The sequence below is a fragment of the Wolbachia endosymbiont (group B) of Ablattaria laevigata genome, assembly GCF_964277395.1.
In the GTDB taxonomy this organism is placed as follows: Bacteria; Pseudomonadota; Alphaproteobacteria; order Rickettsiales; family Anaplasmataceae; genus Wolbachia.
This window is the reverse complement of record NZ_OZ195519.1, coordinates 480634-499692: the sequence shown is the minus strand read 5'-3', so window position 1 is coordinate 499692 and position 19059 is coordinate 480634. Positions and strand designations below refer to the sequence as shown.

Genomic DNA, 19059 nt, shown 5'->3' with positions numbered 1-19059 from the left:
AAAGCATAAAATTATTGCAACAAAGCTAGGCAAACCTGTTCGTATGTAAATTTAGCGAAAGTGAGCCAAAATAGATAGTTTTGCGATATAGTAGAATTATTATAAAGAAAAGTTCGCATGTATCACTTGGTAGACCAACGCATCCCAAAACAAACTCTTCTCTCACTAGCCGGTTAGTTATTAGAGACGATCAAATTACTCAGGTCATTTAATACCAAACAAGTATAAATTTATTTCATTACTTATCTAATTACAAGATAAGAATTATGTATTAATAAATAATAAAGGTTAATCTAGTAATAAATATATTGACGCATTAATAATATTATTATATTCTTAATATAATTAAATAGTTAATAAAAGTTATGAGTATTGTATTTTATTGTGAAGAGTTTAATGACTGTGATTTAGACAATGGTAAAACTCCTTTAAGGAAAAAGTTCAATGAAATAATTAAAGATTTAGAGGAAAACAACAGTACAAGCCAAGGAAATATAAAGTTAATAAAAGGTGATGGGAATATTGAATATTTTCGAGCTAAATTAAGTGATAGTGACAGATTACTATTTACGAGGAGAAAACATAATGACAAAGATGCTTTTGTTATTTTAGAAGTAATTCTGAATCATGATTATCATAAGTCTAAATTTTTAACGAATAGAGAGAAAATAAGAAACATAAAAATAATAGGTGAAGAAGTTCCTGATACATTAGAGATTGAAGATGCTCCACAAGTTAGTTATCTCGGTAAATTTATTACTTTTAGTGCAAAGCAGGAAGATATAGTTGAAAGGATTGAATTGCCTTTAGTTATCAATGGAGCTGCTGGTAGTGGAAAGACATCAGTGGCTTTGGAGAGCCTAAAAAGGATAAAAGAGAAGTTCGAGGAAGGAAAAGTTCTATATATTACCCAGTCTGAAAATCTTATAAAACAATCAAAAGAATTATTTGAATACGAATACTATGATGAAATTGCTGGTGAATTCAAGATTGGCATTCCAGAAAGAATTGAGTTCTTATCTCTTCATGAGTTTCTTGAAAAGAAAGCAGAAGATATAAAAGGAAAGAAGCCAATTGATAGAAATAAGTTTTTTTCATGGTTCGATGAAATATGCAAGAAAGATAAATTTAAGGAGTATAAAAAAGACGGAGATAAAATATTCGAAGAATTTACAGCTGTAATAGGGGGAAAAGGCTTATTAGGAGAGAACGGAAAAGACCTATATGAGAAATTAGGAAAGAGAGAATCTATGTTTCCTGAGAATGAAAGGAGTAATATTTATGATTTTTTTAAAGAGTACAGGAAGTTTATAGAAAAAGATTCAGAGTATTATGATCCTAATCTTGTTACTCATCAATGCATTACAGAAGGAATGTATGATGCGATTGTTGTAGATGAAGTTCAGGATTTAACTGAGAGCACATTAGATCTGGTGTTAAAGAGTTTAAAAGATGAGAATAAGAGTAACTTTTTACTATGTGGTGATGTTAATCAAGTAATACATCCAAGTTTTTTCTCTTTATCTAAGTTAAAATCTTTTCTTTGTCAAAATAGATATATAATGAGCCAAGGATCGGGAGTTTTTTATACCCTTGAGAGGAATTATCGTAATAGTGAGCAAGTTATTGAATTCGCCAATCGTATACTACATCTTAAGAATTATTGTTTTGCTTCAGAAGATAAAATAACAGTAGACAACGCTTTTTTCATGAAGAGTGAGACTAAGAAGAAAGGGAACGTTGGCTTTATTACTGATGATAAAAAAGAAGAAATAGCAAAACAAGTAAATGAATCTATAAATTGCGCTGTTTTAGTTCTGAATGATGAAAGTAAAAAAAGTGCACGTCAGTTATTTGATACTCCACTTGTGTTTAATATACATGAAGCCAAAGGCTTGGAATTTGAAAATGTGATTCTTTACAAGTTTACATCATGTAAAGCTTATAATGAAATATGGAAGATAGCATGTACGGATAAAAGTGACGGGGAGATAGATAATACTATTAATAGAATTCGTGATTCATACAATGAAAAGGAAGTTAACACTTCAAGAAATAAGGATAAGAAAGATAAGTCTTTGGAGAAATATAAATTTTATATGAACGCTCTGTATGTTGGAGTTACTCGTGCTGCTAGTAATGTCTACATTATAGATGATAAAAGTAATTTATTGAAAATAATAGAACCAGGGGAAGAAGATAATGTAAATATTGAGCAAGAAAAATCGAGTCCTGAGGAATGGAGAAAGAAGGCACTAGAGTTAATAGAGAAAGGAAACATAGAGCAAGCTGAACGTATAGCAACAAAATTGCAAAAGGAAGGAAAAAGAGAATATGCTGAAGAGGTTACGAATGCGTTGAAAGCTAATAGAGATCATGAAAAGGATCAGGCCTTAGATAAAAACAAGCGTGCAAATTCAGTGTTAGAGAGTGATATAAGTTCTAGGTCTTCACAAAGCTCAGAACATGAAGGAGATGATATTAGCAAACCTCAGAGTAAAGAAAGTAGACATAATAAAAACAAAAAGAAGAAAGCTAAAAAACGCCATCAAGTTCAAGAGGTGGAACCACAGCTTTCTTTAGAAGATAGTACTAGTCAGAGTAAAAAACCTCAGAATGTAAGGCATAATCAGGATCTAAATGATGAAAAGGAATCAAAAAGATTAGAAAAGAATACAAAGGAATTATTTTTAGCTTTAAGAAATAAAAATCCGAAAAAGGCTAAAAGATTAATTGAGCAAGGAGTTAATGTTCATGCTAGAGATAAGATAGGTAGTACTGCTTTACATTGGGCAGCAGAAAATGGTTATTATGAAGTAGTTCACTCTCTTCTGAGTAATGGAGCTGAGATTAATGTTAAAATTGATAGGGAAGATTTTACTCCTTTAAATGCGGCAGTAGTGGGTGGTCACTATGATATAGTTGCACTTTTTCTAGAGAAAGGAGCTGACATTCATACTAAAGCTACTGGAAAATATGCAGGATATACTTCTTTACATTTTGCAGCAGAAAAGAATCACCTTGATATAGTGAAACTTCTTCTGGATTATAGAGCTGATGTTAATGCTAAAGATGATTCAGGTAAGACTCCATTACATCTTGCAGCAGGAAAGGATTATAAGTATGTAGTTGAATTCTTTCTGAAGCATGGGGCAAATGTTGATTATAAAGCTACTGGAAACTATCAAGATTTTACTCCTTTGCATTTTGCAGCACACAGGGATGCTAGGAATGTAGTTACACTTCTTCTGAATAACAAGGCTGACGTTTATGCTAAGACCGCTGGAAAGTACAAAGAATATACTGCTCTACATTTAGCAACAATATCTGATTCTGTTGAAACAGTTAAACTTCTTCTGAATTATGGAGTTGATGTTAATGCTAAGTGGATACAAAATGCTACTTTTTTACACTTGGCAGCATTATCTGGTTCTGTTGAAACAGTTAAACTTCTCCTAGATTATGGAGCTGATATTAATGCTAAGACTGAGGAAGGTAACACTCCTTTGTCGTTAGCACTAAAAAATAGCTATTCCAAGATTATTGACCTTCTGCTTGCTGACCCAAATATTAATATTGGTTGTATAGATCTCAAATCCGTTAAAAATGAAGGAGATAAAAGAAAATGTGTTATAAAAAAAGTTCAAGATGGTGAGTTGTTTAATAAGGTAAAAGAAGCGGCAAATGAAAAGGATACGCGTAAGCTAGATAAATTACTCAAAGAGATAAAAGAGTTACTAGAATCAAAGAAGAAACATGGTTTCAAACCAAGCTTAAACTACTCTCCAGATGGTAATGATGAAAATACGACTATTGAAATTGCCATTAACGCTGGTGGAAAGTTACTGCATCTTTTATATGATTATGCTGAGAAGAATATAGATAAAAACACTAAAATATTTAAAAAACTAAAACGTGCTAAAGAAAACTCTCAATCTAAGGGAGATCTTTGTGATGTTTCTGTTTTAAAACATTCTACTCCAGATCAAGGCTTTGTATTTAGTAATGGTTATGGAGTAATTTGAGGGTATGATAAAATATGAAGAAATTCCATCAAAGGAGAAGTATAGCTCTTTTCATAATAGTCCGAAAAGCTTATAGAAAAGCGGAATCAACAGCATGACGAAAAGATGTGAATAGAGGACTAGCTCTGTTTTTTATAGCAAACCAATGATGCTCAATTTTGTTAAAATCGGGAGAATAAGGCGGTAGATATAAAATTTCTGCGCCAACTCCTTTAGCAAATCTTATTAGACTTATGAAAAGTAGCATTATCAAGGATAACAGTTTGTCCAGGTTTCAAAATCGGTGTCAGAAACTGCTCAAACCATTTATTAAAGATATCCATATTACAGTGGCCTTCAAATGTTAACGGAACAACTATTTTTCTGCCGTTTAAGGCTGCAATCATACTGATTCGTTGAATTTTTTTACCAGATTTTAGAGCATAAAACCTCTGTCCCTTCTGGCAATATCCATAACTCGGTGTCCAGACTCATCTATATAAACTAAGTTTTGAGGTTCTTTTGTTGCTATAATTTTCAAAAATTCAGCGCGTTTTTCTTCGTTTCTTTCTTTGTATCCATATATCTTTTTTTGCGTGTGAGTCCAATTTTTTTAAGAGCTCGATGGATCGTTGGGATACTAACATTGCTCCAAAGCTTAGCCATTTCCGATACCACCATATTTTTTAGCAAATTCAGTAAATTTATTCCAGTCAGTAATTTTGTGATTATAACCTCCATTTCCAAGTTTTTTTGACTGAAAATCTCCTGTTTCTTTTCTTCTTTGCTGCCACTCCCATAACGTAGTTCTTCCAATTTTAAATCTTGCTGCCACCGTTTCACTGCTTTCTCCTTCTTCTAGTGCTTCCATTGCTTTTTTTATAACTATATGCTGCTGGCATCCTTACCTTCACTACTATAAAACCTTATTTTACCTCGTTTGGACTATTATGAAAAGAGCTATAACTAAGAAGGTGGCCCACTAAATGCTTCTATGTGGAGGGATTGTTTAAGAAGCTAATGCCTAAAGTAATATTTGGGATATGCAGACGTAAACACTGTAATTTGGAAGGTAAAGTTGTGAATAGTAGTGAATATGTTATGAGCCAACAAAATGTTAAGTATGAATGGAATTTGGCGCAAGCTTGAGAAATCTTCATTTAAGCTACAAAAACGAATTTACCGAGCTTCACAATGTAATGATATGAAGATGCATAATCTTCAGAGGTTATTACTAAAGTCAACAAGTGCAAGAATGCTCGCTGTTAGAAGGGTAACTCAGGATAACAAAGGGAAAAAGACTTCAGGCATTGATGGAAAGTCTAATCTTAATAAAAAGGAAAGATTGCTATTAGCAAATTCCTTAAATATAAGAGAGAAGGCAAAGCCATCAAGACGGGTATGGATCCCAAAATCTGATAGGCCATCGGAGTATCGCCCGCTCGGTATTCCTACAATAGCAGATAGAGCAAAGCAAACACTTGTTAAAATGGCACTAGAACCGGAATGGGAAGCAAAGTTTGAGCCTAACACTTACGGTTTTAGATCTGGTAGATCGTGTCATGATGCAATAGCAGCTATATTTATCGCACTTGGTCAGAAAACAGCATTTATACTAGATGCTGATATTTCCGGATGCTTTGAAACATTCTGCACTGCTTGAAAAACTTAATACCACACCAACTTTAAAGAGAATTATAAAAGGATGGTTGAAAGCAGGCATTATGGAAGATAGAAAGTTCAGTCCTACCAAACGTGGCACAATTCAAGGTGGAGCAATTTCTCCATTACTTGCATGTGTAGCACTATATGGACTAGAACAGAATATCAAAGAAGAACTTAAGGAAGAACTTTTCCAATATGCGAAAAAGAAATATAGCAGGGTGTCTCGCAAGCAGGCGCAAAATTCAGTTAGTGTAATTACGTACGCTGATGATTTTGTGGTATTACACGAGAGCGAGGAACTTGTGATGAAGGCAAAGGTTCTAACTGAAAAATGGCTAAAACCCGTTGGACTAGAATTAAAGTCATCAAAGACAAGAATTGCACATACACTGAAATCCCTAAATGGGGAAAAGCCAGGATTTGATTTTCTTGGATTTTCAATAAGGCATTATCAAACACGTCAAAATAAGAGAGGTTACAAGTTATTGATTAAACCAAGTCGTAAATCTATAAGTCAACACTTGTTATCTATAAAACATAAGCTTAAAGAGTTGCGAGCAGCGCCACAAGAAACTGTAATAAAAGAACTTAATCCAATAATAAGGGGTTGGAGCCAATATTACATCTCGGTAGTCTCAAGCAAAGTCTTTAATTTATTAGACTACTCTATGCATAACAAACTTTGGAAATGGGCTGTCTATAGACACCATGACAAAAGAAGGTGTTGGGTTAAAAGAAAATACTTTAAAAAGTATGGTAACGACAATTGGAGATATATGGTAAATAACAAGTTATATCTTATTAGACATAGGGATCATGCTATTAAACGACATATCAAAGTAAATGGAAATAGATCTCCGTATGATGGAGATTGGCCATATTGGGGAAATCGTTTAAGTAAATTACCAGATCACGAGTAATAAAATTACTGAAGTTACAGCAAGGTAAATGTAATTATTGTTATCTTTGGTTTAGGTTTAACACATGTACATCATCAAGATTGCAATAATAACATGAAAAATCTATCCTTGCTTCATAAGCACTGCCACGATCAATTACATGGAAGTATGTATACCAAATTAGAGAGAAGCCGGATGATGGGAAGTCCGGTTTTGAAGTCGAGTGGGGAGAGGTGACTTTCTCCACTTAGATAACTCACTAGCTGGTTTTGAGTTCTGGAAATGGTTATTTTATCTAAATTTTTAGTAGAATGTATTGCTAGGCCAAAGAGATATATAACTCTTTAGTCAAAAACTTAAATAAAATAGCCTGAAGATAAAATATTAAAAGACACATAAAAACTACTTGCATTGCCAATTGTATTGATTAGCATATAACAAAATTTAGGTTTTTATGTAAAATAGAGAGGGATTTTATGCAAGATATAAAGACTAACCCACAAGCAACTAGTTCAGATAGGGAAGAAAAATCTTTTCAGTTTAAAAATAGAATAAGACGTCAATATAACCCTGATGATACTAATATTGCCAAGTTGTTTCTTATGATACGTGAACACAAAACGGGCAATCCTGAGCTAGACAAGACTAATGCAATTAAAGAATTACTTACTCAAGTAGAAAATATTAATGATATAGATCTCAATGATGGTGGTAATACACCACTACATGTTGCTGTAAGCAAAGAACATCAAGACATTGTCGAACTTCTTTTGAATGTGTCTGGTATAGACCAAAACATTAAAAATAATCAAGGTAAAACTCCACTCGATATTGCTAAGCAATCCAATAAGGAAAAGATTATTGAAACTTTAGAAGAACATTTAACAGAATCTTCTAATCAAGCAGAAAGACTTTCTGCGCAAGAAAAGGAAGTGCATGAAAAGCTCAGAAAGTTTGTTGAAGATTTTGTTTTTATTTATGAACGCTCTTTATCAGAGTACTATGAGAGACTAGAAAATCAAATAGGAAAGCCAGGTAAATGGGCTGAGTTTGCTAATAAAATAATGGATATAGGAAACAGTGGAACAGAAGACATAAAAATAAAGGCCTTTTCTCTTATTGGAATTAAAGTTCTTCAAGAAGCAATATTCAGCATTGGTAGTAGTTATAATAGAGCAGAGCTGGCTTTGTTGCATAGCGAGTAGAGATGGGAGAAAAAAAGGGAGAAAATCTAAAGAAAGTGGTTACTCTATTAAGAAATGAACATTTTGTAGAGTATATGCCACAGAAGATGAAAGTCAGTAGTCATAAAGAGTATAATCAATTTTTAGAAAAAAGAGGAAATGTCTTTCATTTTATCGATGAAGCTATAGAAAACTGGTACGAAAGTTCAGAAAAAATTCCTGGAGATTTATAGCGATAAGGTTGTTATTGCAGTACATATAGTTGTTAATCTATTTAGAATAGGCTTAAGGCAAGCAGTTGGATTTATAAAAGGATATTTACAAAGTATAGTGAAGAATCTCCAAGTATTCACAAGCTTCTCGTCAAACTTAATTTGAAATTATGTGACCACAGAACAGATAAAAATGACATAGAGAATATTGAAATTGCTATAGATAGTACTGTAATCCATATTTATAGTAACAGTACTCAACATAACAAAGATAACGCCAAGATAAGGAAGTATAATGGTACAGATCAAATAAGAAAGCTACATGTTGCTTTGGACGAAAACAGCAAAAAGGCAATAGCAATTCGATATACTAATTTTCTTTCACATGATAGCATCTAAAATACTAAAGGAAATGGGTGATATCTATAAGATTAAGTCTCTGCGTGCAGATGGAGCTTATGATACAGATAATTTATATAAGTTGTGCAATCAATACAATTTGAAACCCATCATAAAGCCAAGAAAAAATCTGCAGCAATATAGATTATCTATCAGAAAGAAACAACAACATTAGTATAAGGAAAATTTACAATTTAACCCACTGGAAAAAGAAGACAAGGTATGAAATACGTTCACGTATCGAGAGTTTTTTCCTGAGGCTCAAAAAAACATTTGGATTTAGTTTTAAGAATAAATCTGAGGTAAATCGCTCTCAAGAGGTGCTTTTAAAATGCTATTTGATTAATAACTTTACTGATATAGGTATGCCTATTTTCAAATTTGCCTAGTAAATTCCTTTCATTACTCCTCCTCATTCCTTGCCATTCAACAAAGCCACCCATCTTGAAAACTTCAGAAAAACTTACTTGTCGCTTTTAACCTGCTTAAATTTCCAAAACCAATCTATTTGGATCTTCTATGTAATTTTTGATTTTCACAAGGAAAGTAACTGCTCCTTTGCCATCAACTATTCTGTGATCGTAAGAGAGGGCAATGTACATCATAGGTCTGATTTCAATTGAGTTACTCACAGCAACTGGCCTGTTTTGTATAGTATGCATTCCAAGTATTCCAGATTGCGGAGGGTTTATTATCGGAGTAGAAAGAAGTGAACCATACACACCACCGTTTGAGATAGTAAATGTTGCACCTTCCATTTCCGATACTTGCAGCTTACCTTCTCGTGCTTTTTTGCCAAGAGCAACTAAAGTTAGTTCAATTTCAGCAAATGACATTTGATCAGCATCACGAATAACTGGTACAACAAGACCTTTGTCAGTGCCAACAGCAACACCTATGTCATAGTAATTTTTATATACAATTTCATCACATGAAATCTCAGCGTTAATCTCACGAATTTCTTTTAGTGCTTGCACTGCTGCCTTTATAAAAAACGACATGAAACCCAGTTTTATTCCATATTTCTTTTCAAAAGTTTCTTTATACTTTGCCCTCAGATCCATGACGTTTTTCATGTCAATTTCATTGAACGTGGTCAGTATTGCAGCAGTATTTTGCGATGCTTTCAAACGAGCAGATATTACTTGCCTTATTTTGCTCATTTTCACTCGCTCTTCTCTTCTCTCTCCACTTACTACACTTTTTGGCGATTCATATTGTTTTACCGGAGGTTGTTCAGCTTTACTCATATGGTCTATCACATCCGCTTTAGTTATTCTGCCTCCCATGCCAGTTCCTTTTACATTTTCTGCACTAATTGCATTTTCTTCCATAATTTTACGAGCTGAAGGGGCATCTTTTTTATCAGCGCTTTCGCCTTTATCTTCTTTTTTCACTTCTTCTTTTACTTCTCCTACAGCAAGTTTTGCCAGTAATTGATCAGGGCTGATTACATCATCTTCTTTCACAAAAAATTCGGTTATTTGTCCTGAAGCTTCTGCAGTTAGTTCTAGCGCCGTTTTATCAGTTTCAATTTCAAAGATCAAGTCATCTACTTTTATTGTTTCACCGATATTTTTCTTTATTTTTACTATACCTTCCGTAACCGATTCACCACCAAGAGTTTTTGGTGCTCTGACTTCTATAATTTTGCTCATAAAACAACTTCTTTATAAAACTTCCTATAAATTTATACATGAAAAGAAACATAAATAAACTAATAAATTCATTAGGCCTTTTATCATAATGCTTGATTATTTCTTTTTATATATTTAAAATCAAAATACTAAGTAAATTGAAATAAGATTATGGATTTTGATAAAGCAGGCAATGCAGAAGATTTAGATAACGAAAAACTTCAACTGATATGTAAGGCTTATAACAGAGAATTACTATCAAATCAAAGAGTTATTGATGGCATCAATTCAATGAATTACAGTAAACTTAAAATCTTATGCAAGTATAATAATAAGTTTAGTTACAAAGGTATTGAAGAATTACTATCAGATAAAGAAATTGTTGATAACATCAACGATTACGATGATGAAATGTTGAGGTCTATGATAAATCATGCAACTTCGGAGCACAATATTCTAGAAATACTAAAAGGTGGAGAGGTTTGCAATACCAATAATGAATTTGAGAGTAGCGATAGTGAGGAAAATGAAGAAGATTATGGATATTATGATAATTCTGATTACGAGGAAGATGAAAAAAATGATCTGAATAACTTTGCTAAAGAAGCACTAGGAAATAAAGGAACTAATGAAAAACGTGTTGATGATGGTCAGTTTCATAATATTAATCACGTAATATTTATATACATGCTTAAAAGTAATAAGTTTACTGATAAAGATTTTACAAAGTTATACGACAATAAGGAAATTCTTGAACGCATTAATTCAGTTACTGATGAAAGATTTGAACTCATACTTAGTAGTAATAAGTTTGACGGTACCAGTATTATAGAATTACTAGAAAATCAAAATGCTGCTAGGAACATCGATCTTATTGATAAAGAAACGTTGAAATATATAATTGAGAATGATAAATTTAGTCTTAAAGATATCATAAAATTACTAGAAAATCAGGAAGTTGTTGAACGCATTAATTCGATTGGTCCTAAAAAATCTAAAATCATACTTAATAGTGGTAAGTTTGATGATATCAATATTATTGTAGAATTACTAAAAAATAAGAAAGTTGCTAAGAACATCAACCTTCTTAGTGAAGAACTGTTTGAACAAATAGTTAAGAATAATGAGTTTAGTAGTGAAAATATTATAAAAGCACTAGAAGATCTAGAATTTATTAAGCTTATCAAATTGATTGATCCTGGAAAATCTAAAATCATACTTAATAGTGATAAGTTTAATGATACCAGTGTTATTGTAGAACTACTAAAAAACAAGGGAATTGCTGAGAACATCAATATTATTAGTGAAGAACTGCTTAAATACATAGTTAAAAGTGATAGGTTTAGTAGTGAATATATTATAAAAGTACTAAAAGATCGAGAATTTATTAAGCTTACTAATTTGATTGATTCTAAAAAATCTAAATCCGTATTTAGGAAATTTGATTATACCATTATTATAGAATTACTAAAAAACAAGGGAATTGCTGAGAACATCAATATTATTAGTGAAGAACTGCTTAAATACATAGTTAAAAGTGATAGGTTTAGTAGTGAATATATTATAAAAGTACTAAAAGATCGAGAATTTATTAAGCTTACTAATTTGATTGATTCTGAAAAATCTAAATCCGTATTTAGGAAATTTGATTATACCATTATTATAGAATTACTAAAAAATCAGGAAGTTGTTAAACGCATCAATTCGATGAATAGTGAAATATTTAACTTGATATTTAAATATCTTGATAAAGGATATATTATGGATTTACTGAAATATCAGAGTTTGTTTGATCAAATCAATTCTCTTGATGGGAATAAAGTTAGTATCATGATAAGTAATAATTTTTGTACAGATGAAGAGATTGTAGAAATACTAAAAGATCAGAGTTTACTCGCTCGAGTCAATTCTATTGATCTTGAAAAACTTGAACTTATATCTAATAGTAGTAAGTTTTATCGACCCATGATTATGGATTTACTAAAAAGTCAGAATTTTATCGATTCTATTAATACTGAAAAATTTCGACTTCTACTTAATAGTATCAAATTGCATGGCAAAAGGATTATAACACTACTAAAAGATCAAAATGCTGTTAAGCATATTAATTCTGTCAATAATGAAGAGCTAAAAGCAATAACAGATAATGTTACTGGTAAGGTATTTGTCAATATATTTAAAAATTTTAAACCTAGCGTAAAGTCGACTTTGAGGCTTGCTATACTCCTGCGTAAAGCTGGTAAAATTACAGATATTAATATCGATTACTTGAACAACAAGGAACGTATTTACGAAGATATAATTAAATATGTTTCCCAAGAGCTGGACATAAATATAGAGTCACTTATACCACTCCTTACATTTAAAAGATATACTGAATGCGAAGAACCTGTGTCAAAATTATATAATTTATCTTTAGAGCAGGTTATTGAGAATATAAATCCACATAAAAGAGCCAGGTATTCCTAACACCACTAAATTCATTTGTTTATAATAATTTCACTATACCGTAAAATCATCTATATTAGACTGTTTTTGCTATATTTTCTCTCCGCTTTTTCTTGGTAAGATCACTAAGCAGCTGATTGAGAAAATTTTTATAATATAGACCTTCGATGATTTTTCAGTAATAATATAGTTTCAGGCGAATATAGTGAACGTTTCATACAGAAATATAGAAATTAAGCTAATTTAATATAGGTAATATTGGTAAAACCGAATAACAGGTTGAATTCAAATGTTAAATCTAGAATCTCTGCCAAAACATCTAGCAATTATTATGGATGGTAATGGTAGGTGGGCAAACAATCAAGGAAGGGTAAAAATTGATGGCTATAGAAAAGGCAGTGAGGTTGCATTTGATATTGCTAAGCATTGCACAGTCCTGGCCATACCTTACTTAACTTTGTATGCATTTTCCATGGAAAATTGGCTCAGATCTGAAAACGAAACAGACTACCTATTTAATTTATTTTACTCCACTTTAACTAATGAAGATAAAATGAAATTCATTTACAATTGTAACATTAAGTTAAATTTTATTGGCAATTTAAGTCTATTGCCCAGTAAAATATTCGATCAAATCAAAAAAGCAGAAGAAGTGACACATAAGAACGATGGTCTATTACTCACTGTTGCAGTTAGTTATGGAGCAAAGCAGGAAATTATACATGCTATCAACAACGTCATAAAAGGAAATATTGATTGCGTATTGGAAGAGGAATTTGAAAAATTTCTGTATACTAAAGATTTGCCAAAATTGGATTTATTAATTCGCACTGGTGGCGAAAAAAGGTTAAGCAATTTTTTATTATGGCAAGCAGCTTATGCTGAATTGTATTTTTGTGATACTTTGTGGCCCGATTTTTCTTGTCAAGATTTGAGTAAAGCATTAGCAGATTATACAAAGAGAGAGAAAAAATATGGTAGATAATAATTTTATGGTGAGAACACTGTCTTCAATAGTAATATTACTGATATTTTCTTTTGCTACATATTTCAGTGATTTATCATTTTATCTACTAATTTTTTCAATTGCAGTTTTATCTTCTTTTGAATGGTATAATCTAACTCAGGGCAATAGAATCTTATACATTTTTGCATTACTACTCATTGCACTACCAAATGCCTCGCTAATATGCCTATATAATCTACCACAGGGAAAATATGCATTAGTATGGCTTATCTTAACTATTTGGAGCATCGATATTGCTGCCTATTTTTTCGGCAAAAATTTTGGTAAAACTAGAATTTGTCCAATCATTAGCCCTGGGAAAACTTGGTTAGGACTTTTTGGTGCAGTCTTAGCTGGAATAGTGTGTACAATTTTTGGCTCAATATTTTTGAGTTTATTTCCAATTTTTTATTCTCCAATAATTGGTTTGATAGTTGCTATTCTAGCCCAACTTGGAGATTTCACTGAGTCACTCATCAAAAGAGTTTACAATGTTAAAGATAGTGGAGGTATTATACCAGGCCATGGAGGAGTACTCGACCGTATGGATAGTTTCATTTTTACTGCCCCTCTCATTGCTATTTACATAAGCTAAAAAAATGAAGTACTATTAACCTTTGGTTCTTTCCTTCTTGCTTATTACTTTCACCTCAACAGATTGAAATTCTTCGGCACTCACTATTTCATCCATTGACTTATTACAATAAGGACAATACATTTCTCCTTCTTTGTGTAAGTATACTATTGGATGACCAGAACCATCATCATTCTCATCACCACGGCAGCAAACTATTACATTATTATCCCTCACTTTTAACATGTCTCTCCTTTAGCTTACAATATTTTACACATCTAACATACTCGTTTGGAAATAAAAAAGACAACAAATACTTATTCTCCATTTTCTACCCTATTTAGATTAATCAATTCACTTTGGACACTTTTTGACACAAAGTTGCTAACATCTCCTCCTAATCTCGCTATTTCCTTTACAAAACTTGATGAGATAAATTGAGTATCCTCAGATGCAGGAAGAAATATAGTTTCGATTTCAGGAAAGAGCTTATAATTTACCCAACTCATTTGAAACTCGTAATCAAAATCCGATACTGCTCTCAGTCCTCTAATAATAACAGAAGCATTTTGCTCTTTGGCAAACTTCACTAGCAACCCATTAAAGGATATAATATCTGCATCAATTCCTGCTCCTTTCACTTCATTTTTAGCCATGCTTGTGCGCAGTCTTATGTCAAAATTAGTATGTTTATTAACATTCTCTGCAACACCAATTATCAACTTATCGACTAGCTTACATGCTCTTTTTATTATGTCAAGGTGCCCAAAAGTTATGGGGTCAAATGTACCAGGATAAATTCCTATTTTGTTACTAATGTTCATTCTTTGTTTCTATACTTCAAAAACTTTTGATGGACATGATAACGTTTTTTATCTAAAAATGAAAGTACGTAGTTGGCCTGATAGCTCAGTTGGTAGAGCAAAGGACTGAAAATCCTTGTGTCGCTGGTTCGATTCCTGCTCAGGCCACATTCTTTTTCTTAATGTTCTATAATATATTATAATATTAATATAATTATTTAGGAAATAATGTATAAATGTTACAATAGAATATTTAATATACTATTAATTACATTTCTACTATTAAGTAATATCGCTTATAGTGAAAAAGTAAACAAAGAATTATCTGCTTTGACAGTGGAAAATGCAGTAAATTATAATATAATTGTTGGTTTATTGCAAACAGATGAATCTCAAAATATCTATGAGATATTCAATAATTTTGGGGTTAAAACTATATTCATTGACTACGACAAAATAATTAATCTAAAAGAAATCCAAGAAGAGTTCGCAAAACAAGATGAAATATTGGCAAAAAAGCTGATACTAGATCGAATAAAAGTTGAAGTTGCAAAATTTATCAAAGAGCAAAAGATAAACAGAATATTTATTTCAGATAACTTTCATTCAGCTCTTAACCCTTACCGCCAGCTTGTGAATGAAGCAATTGTAAAAACAGTAGATGACAATCCTACAATTCATTTGCTTGCCATATGCGGTGGTTTACAAGACATTATGCATGCAAAAGAAATTGAAATAACAAATGTTGTTAATGATGAGAAGAATCATTTAAAATCATCATCCTATCCACAAAAAGAGAATATATCTCTTCAGCAGATAAAAATTGTTCCAGGTAGTCGTTTGGAAAAAGTGGTAGCTAGATTTTTACTACCTAATCAAAATGGCTGGTTTTCAACTTATTTTCCGAATGCTCATTCAGGTACAGTAAGTAATACTACAGAGAATAGAAGAAGGCTAGAGCTACTTGGATATAAAATTGCAGCATTTGCCAATGACGGGGTAATAGAAGCTATCGAAGATAAGCATGGTAATATTTACTTTCAAAGTCATCTAGAAGCCCTTGTTGTCAAATCAGATAAAAACTCTCGTTTGTCAAGCCAAAAGGTACGTCAGGTTTCAACACTAGTTGCTATAGCGATTATAAATGATTTTCTTCATCGCGTTTAATGCTAAAATAAGGAAAATCATTTAATGTCATGCCAGTACCCTTTTTCTTGTCATTCCAGTGCGTGACGCTGGAATGGCTTTGTTGCATAGATCAAATAAAAAGAACTGGCAGTTACTGACAAAATTCACTATAAGACAAGCATTTAAACTACTAAAGAAAAATATGCCACAAAAAATGAGAGTCAGTAACTGCCATGAATATAACAAATTTCTCCAAGAGAGGGGAAATATTTTTTATTACGTCAATGATGCCATAGAAAATTGGTACGAAAAAGGTCCAAAAATGGCTGGTGGCAACTATATTTATAGCGATAAGGTCGTGATTCTGGTTCACATAATAACTTATTTATTTAGAATAGGTCTGAGACAAACAGCGGGATTTATAGCAGGGTACCTTGAGCAAGTAAGGAAAAACTTGCAAGTTATTAGCTATTCCCAGGCCTCAAGAAGGCTTAAAAAACTTAACATCAAAATTAATGATCGAAGACATGATAAAAATAATACAGAAGATATTGAGATTGCCATAGATAGTATTGATCTACAATAATATTCCAGGTCATAGCAAGGCAAATGGTACAGATAGAAAGTATCGCCGCTATGAGCAAACAAGAAAACTGCATGTAATGCTAGAGATAGGTAGCAAAAAAGTTATAGCAGCAAAATACAGTGGCGGAGTTTATTCTGACCACTATGGAGCATGTGATCTTATTGCAAGGATTGATGTTAAATATAATATAAGCACACTATATGCAGACAGGGCATATAATCGAAAGAAGTTATACAAACTGTGCGATGAGCTTGACATAAAGACAAGGATTCCTCCGCAAAATAATGCAGTAGAGCATCCAAAGTTGGATTATATGGATGAGAGAAATTCTACAATCAAGCTCATAAAGTCATATGATGAAGATGGTATGAAGAGGTGGAAAAAAGAGATAAATTATGGGAAGAGATCTTATATAGAAAGTTTTTTCTCGCGACTGAAGCAAACATTTGGGTTTAGTTTTAGAAACAAATCTGAGGTTAATCGTGAGAGAGAACTGCTACTCAAGTGTTATTTGCTTAACAAATTTACTGATATAGGCATGGCTAAATTTGAGATAGCTTCATGAATTTATTCCACGTTATCTATTATCCGAAGAGTGATGCAACAAAGCCCGCTGGAATTCAGTTTTTCATTTCATCAAATTTAGCATAAGCTCAAGTTTGCTTATAAATTTTTCTGGATGCCAGTGTCTGGGCACTGGCATGACATTATGGAATTTGGGCTCCAGTGTCAACTACTCTAATGACACCTGATTATGATGAAAGAAATCTAATGATTTATATAAACCCCATAGCGTGACGAATGAAGCGTTTTTTAAGAAAATCTGAATTTTCAACTACCATTAAACCAAGATTGCTCAGAACTTTAACGCAAAGTATTCTGTTGGAAAATATTCTATTTAGTCCATCAGTTGCAAGTGCCATAGTAAAATTATCAAAGTATCTATCACGTGAAATTTTCTTCAATAGATAATTACTGCCAACATCAATGCCAGAGGATTTTGCAGCAGTTATTTGTCTAATAACACTCTCTACATCTCTCATTCCAAGGTTAAGTCCTTGACCTGCAACTGGATGGATTGAATGTGCTGCATCGCCAATAAGCAAAATTCTGCTTTTATGAAGCTTTCTCGCAAAAGTAAAACTCAAAGGGTAAGATTTTCTTTCACCCTCTAATTCAATTTCTCCCAAATAAGAACCAAATCTTTTTTTTAGTTCTATGATAAACTCCTCTTCAGATAAGCTCATCAGCATTTTTGAAATTTCGCATTTTTCTGTCCAAACTATTGAAGAAGTATAGCCACCTTTCATTGGCAAAATTGCAAATGGACCACCAGGAAAAAACCGCTCTACAGCTAAGTTTTGGTGATGTAGTTCATGTTTTACATTAAATACCATGCTATTTTGTTTATAATCAAATTTTATTATTGTTATAGAAAACAACTCTGGCAGCTTAGAGTTTTTACCTTCAGCACAGATAAATAGCGATGATATCAATTTTTGATCATTATCAAGAGTAACTTCCACGTATCCTTCGTCACAAGCGATTGTTTTATAGAAACGTGGAGAATATATATTGAGTTTATGCAAAAAATTATTATTAATTGCATTCCATATAATAGCGCTCTTGATTACATAACCCATTGGCTCTTCACCAACCATTTTATGGTCATAATGAACAGTAAATGGGCTATCTCCATCTAATATGCATATATCAAGTATTGGTTCAGCTTCATCTTCTAAGAACTGCCAAATTCCTAATTTTTCTAGTATTTTTTTTGACCCTTGAGAAATAGCAAATGCTCGATTATCATCAACTGCACGTGGTAAACTATTTTTCTCAATTACGGCTACAGATACAGAGTCATTACTCAGGCCAATAGCAGTAATAAGACCAATTAGCCCACCACCTGAAATGATTACATCGTAATTCATTTTATTTACCTAAAATTACATTTTATTCGTTTTGAAAATAGTTTAAACAAACTTCGTAGATGCTGGACTTCTTATCACTACCTTAGTATACCTCAGATTAGTAATAAAGTATTAATTATTTTATGCTAAAATAGGTTTTATTTTATTAAAGGAAACAGCTTATGACTACAGATTGCAAAGAAGAATTATCAAATTGCACTTCTAGGTACAGAGAAGAAATTGTAAACAACAAAAAAGCAATTGAACAAATCATAACTGGCAATAATAAAATCAATATAAGCGATTACTTTTATCAGGGTAATACAATCTGTAATGAAGAACTATTTAATGTAGGAGGCGAGTGTCAAGATACACAACGTGGTAAATATACGTATGATGAATGGAAGCAAAAAATTGAAAAATCTCACGCTAACGAGTTGTTAAAAGACAAAAATTTGCAAGAAACGTTAAAAAGCAAAGATTCGCAAGAAGAGTTAAAAGGCAAAATATCAAAGAGTCTTGAGGATTATAAACAGTATCATGAAAAGGTTCTGTCGCATTTGTAGGGAAGTAGAAAGAAGAATGATATAATTGTCTAAAA

At 32.2% G+C, this 19059-nt stretch carries 17 protein-coding genes, 1 tRNA gene and 2 pseudogenes; 15 read left to right on the top strand and 5 right to left on the bottom strand.

Going from position 1 to position 19059, the window contains the following annotated elements:
• The first annotated feature begins 365 nt into the window (after positions 1-365).
• Positions 366-4025 carry an ankyrin repeat domain-containing protein gene (locus ACICP1_RS02435; RefSeq protein WP_395461027.1) on the top strand — a complete coding sequence of 1220 codons (3660 nt, stop codon included), beginning with the start codon at positions 366-368 and terminating at the stop codon, positions 4023-4025.
• A gap of 70 nt (positions 4026-4095) precedes the next feature.
• On the opposite strand, the pseudogene ACICP1_RS02430 reads toward ACICP1_RS02435, so the two are convergent.
• A pseudogene (locus ACICP1_RS02430) lies at positions 4096-4906 on the bottom strand (IS630 family transposase).
• Positions 4907-5118: 212 nt separating this feature from the next.
• Here ACICP1_RS02430 and ACICP1_RS02425 point away from each other — a divergent pair.
• The 6 genes and pseudogenes from ACICP1_RS02425 to ACICP1_RS02400 form a co-directional block, all read left to right on the top strand.
• Positions 5119-6052 (top strand): annotated as a pseudogene (locus ACICP1_RS02425) (reverse transcriptase domain-containing protein); the annotation flags it as partial.
• Positions 6053-6154: 102 nt separating this feature from the next.
• A complete protein-coding gene (locus ACICP1_RS02420) occupies positions 6155-6589 on the top strand; it encodes a group II intron maturase-specific domain-containing protein (protein WP_395461303.1) in 435 nt (144 codons plus the stop codon).
• Positions 6590-7044: 455 nt separating this feature from the next.
• The gene (locus tag ACICP1_RS02415; protein WP_395461026.1) at positions 7045-7773 is read left to right on the top strand and encodes an ankyrin repeat domain-containing protein; all 729 of its coding nucleotides are present in this window, start codon (positions 7045-7047) and stop codon (positions 7771-7773) included.
• A 2-nt stretch (positions 7774-7775) separates the two neighbouring features.
• Positions 7776-7985, top strand: a complete 210-nt coding sequence (locus tag ACICP1_RS02410) for a hypothetical protein (protein ID WP_246038568.1) — start codon at positions 7776-7778, stop codon at positions 7983-7985.
• Between the two features lie 141 nt (positions 7986-8126).
• Positions 8127-8363, top strand: coding sequence for a hypothetical protein (locus ACICP1_RS02405; RefSeq protein WP_064085657.1), 237 nt, complete (start codon positions 8127-8129; stop codon positions 8361-8363).
• Positions 8350-8538, top strand: a complete 189-nt coding sequence (locus ACICP1_RS02400) for a transposase (protein WP_139686480.1) — start codon at positions 8350-8352, stop codon at positions 8536-8538. Before ACICP1_RS02405 ends, ACICP1_RS02400 begins: the two co-directional genes overlap by 14 nt.
• Before the next feature lie 310 nt (positions 8539-8848).
• On the opposite strand, the gene odhB is transcribed toward ACICP1_RS02400, so the two are convergent.
• The gene (odhB, locus tag ACICP1_RS02395) at positions 8849-10021 is read right to left on the bottom strand and encodes a 2-oxoglutarate dehydrogenase complex dihydrolipoyllysine-residue succinyltransferase (RefSeq protein ID WP_395461025.1); all 1173 of its coding nucleotides are present in this window, start codon (positions 10019-10021) and stop codon (positions 8849-8851) included.
• 150 nt (positions 10022-10171) lie between these two features.
• Here odhB and ACICP1_RS02390 point away from each other — a divergent pair, with 150 nt between their 5' ends.
• The 3 genes from ACICP1_RS02390 (at position 10172) to ACICP1_RS02380 (ending at position 14049) form a co-directional block, all read left to right on the top strand.
• Positions 10172-12469: a hypothetical protein gene (locus ACICP1_RS02390; RefSeq protein ID WP_395461024.1), complete on the top strand. Its 2298-nt coding sequence runs from the start codon at positions 10172-10174 to the stop codon at positions 12467-12469.
• Between the two features lie 268 nt (positions 12470-12737).
• A complete protein-coding gene (gene uppS / locus ACICP1_RS02385) occupies positions 12738-13433 on the top strand; it encodes a polyprenyl diphosphate synthase (protein ID WP_211908364.1) in 696 nt (231 codons plus the stop codon).
• Positions 13423-14049, top strand: coding sequence for a phosphatidate cytidylyltransferase (locus ACICP1_RS02380; RefSeq protein ID WP_265041539.1), 627 nt, complete (start codon positions 13423-13425; stop codon positions 14047-14049). Before uppS ends, ACICP1_RS02380 begins: the two co-directional genes overlap by 11 nt.
• Before the next feature lie 15 nt (positions 14050-14064).
• On the opposite strand, the gene ACICP1_RS02375 is transcribed toward ACICP1_RS02380, so the two are convergent.
• Together ACICP1_RS02375 and coaD are read right to left on the bottom strand one after the other, a co-directional pair.
• Positions 14065-14274 (bottom strand): zinc-finger domain-containing protein, encoded by a 210-nt coding sequence (locus ACICP1_RS02375; RefSeq protein ID WP_007302836.1) that lies wholly within the window; start codon positions 14272-14274, stop codon positions 14065-14067.
• Positions 14275-14345: 71 nt separating this feature from the next.
• Entirely contained in the window at positions 14346-14852 is a 507-nt protein-coding gene (gene coaD, locus ACICP1_RS02370; RefSeq protein ID WP_007302835.1) for a pantetheine-phosphate adenylyltransferase, read from the bottom strand.
• A 74-nt stretch (positions 14853-14926) separates the two neighbouring features.
• On the opposite strand from coaD, the gene ACICP1_RS02365 reads away from it, so the two are divergent.
• The 4 genes from ACICP1_RS02365 (at position 14927) to ACICP1_RS02350 (ending at position 17110) form a co-directional block, all read left to right on the top strand.
• A tRNA-Phe gene (locus tag ACICP1_RS02365) sits at positions 14927-14999 on the top strand.
• 60 nt (positions 15000-15059) lie between these two features.
• Positions 15060-15998: a gamma-glutamyl-gamma-aminobutyrate hydrolase family protein gene (locus ACICP1_RS02360; protein WP_264375532.1), complete on the top strand. Its 939-nt coding sequence runs from the start codon at positions 15060-15062 to the stop codon at positions 15996-15998.
• A 58-nt stretch (positions 15999-16056) separates the two neighbouring features.
• Complete coding sequence (locus ACICP1_RS02355; RefSeq protein ID WP_395461023.1) at positions 16057-16545, top strand: transposase; 489 nt, start codon at positions 16057-16059, stop codon at positions 16543-16545.
• On the top strand, positions 16532-17110 hold the full coding sequence (locus ACICP1_RS02350) for a transposase (RefSeq protein WP_395461022.1): 579 nt from the start codon (positions 16532-16534) through the stop codon (positions 17108-17110). The genes ACICP1_RS02355 and ACICP1_RS02350 overlap by 14 nt, the downstream gene beginning before the upstream one ends.
• A 211-nt stretch (positions 17111-17321) precedes the next feature.
• On the opposite strand, the gene ubiH is transcribed toward ACICP1_RS02350, so the two are convergent.
• A complete protein-coding gene (gene ubiH / locus ACICP1_RS02345) occupies positions 17322-18479 on the bottom strand; it encodes a 2-octaprenyl-6-methoxyphenyl hydroxylase (RefSeq protein ID WP_264686442.1) in 1158 nt (385 codons plus the stop codon).
• A gap of 161 nt (positions 18480-18640) precedes the next feature.
• On the opposite strand from ubiH, the gene ACICP1_RS02340 reads away from it, so the two are divergent.
• On the top strand, positions 18641-19024 hold the full coding sequence (locus tag ACICP1_RS02340) for a hypothetical protein (protein WP_395461021.1): 384 nt from the start codon (positions 18641-18643) through the stop codon (positions 19022-19024).
• The last annotated feature ends 35 nt before the right edge of the window (positions 19025-19059 follow it).

Coding starts and splice junctions, on each gene's coding strand:
- ACICP1_RS02435 (WP_395461027.1), top strand. CDS start 366: ATGAGTATTGTATTTTATTGTGAAGAGTTTAATGACTGTGATTTAGAC.
- ACICP1_RS02415 (WP_395461026.1), top strand. CDS start 7,045: ATGCAAGATATAAAGACTAACCCACAAGCAACTAGTTCAGATAGGGAA.
- ACICP1_RS02410 (WP_246038568.1), top strand. CDS start 7,776: ATGGGAGAAAAAAAGGGAGAAAATCTAAAGAAAGTGGTTACTCTATTA.
- ACICP1_RS02400 (WP_139686480.1), top strand. CDS start 8,350: ATGATAGCATCTAAAATACTAAAGGAAATGGGTGATATCTATAAGATT.
- odhB (WP_395461025.1), bottom strand. CDS start 10,021: ATGAGCAAAATTATAGAAGTCAGAGCACCAAAAACTCTTGGTGGTGAA.
- ACICP1_RS02390 (WP_395461024.1), top strand. CDS start 10,172: ATGGATTTTGATAAAGCAGGCAATGCAGAAGATTTAGATAACGAAAAA.
- uppS (WP_211908364.1), top strand. CDS start 12,738: ATGTTAAATCTAGAATCTCTGCCAAAACATCTAGCAATTATTATGGAT.
- ACICP1_RS02380 (WP_265041539.1), top strand. CDS start 13,423: ATGGTAGATAATAATTTTATGGTGAGAACACTGTCTTCAATAGTAATA.
- ACICP1_RS02375 (WP_007302836.1), bottom strand. CDS start 14,274: ATGTTAAAAGTGAGGGATAATAATGTAATAGTTTGCTGCCGTGGTGAT.
- coaD (WP_007302835.1), bottom strand. CDS start 14,852: ATGAACATTAGTAACAAAATAGGAATTTATCCTGGTACATTTGACCCC.
- ACICP1_RS02360 (WP_264375532.1), top strand. CDS start 15,060: ATGTATAAATGTTACAATAGAATATTTAATATACTATTAATTACATTT.
- ubiH (WP_264686442.1), bottom strand. CDS start 18,479: ATGAATTACGATGTAATCATTTCAGGTGGTGGGCTAATTGGTCTTATT.
- ACICP1_RS02340 (WP_395461021.1), top strand. CDS start 18,641: ATGACTACAGATTGCAAAGAAGAATTATCAAATTGCACTTCTAGGTAC.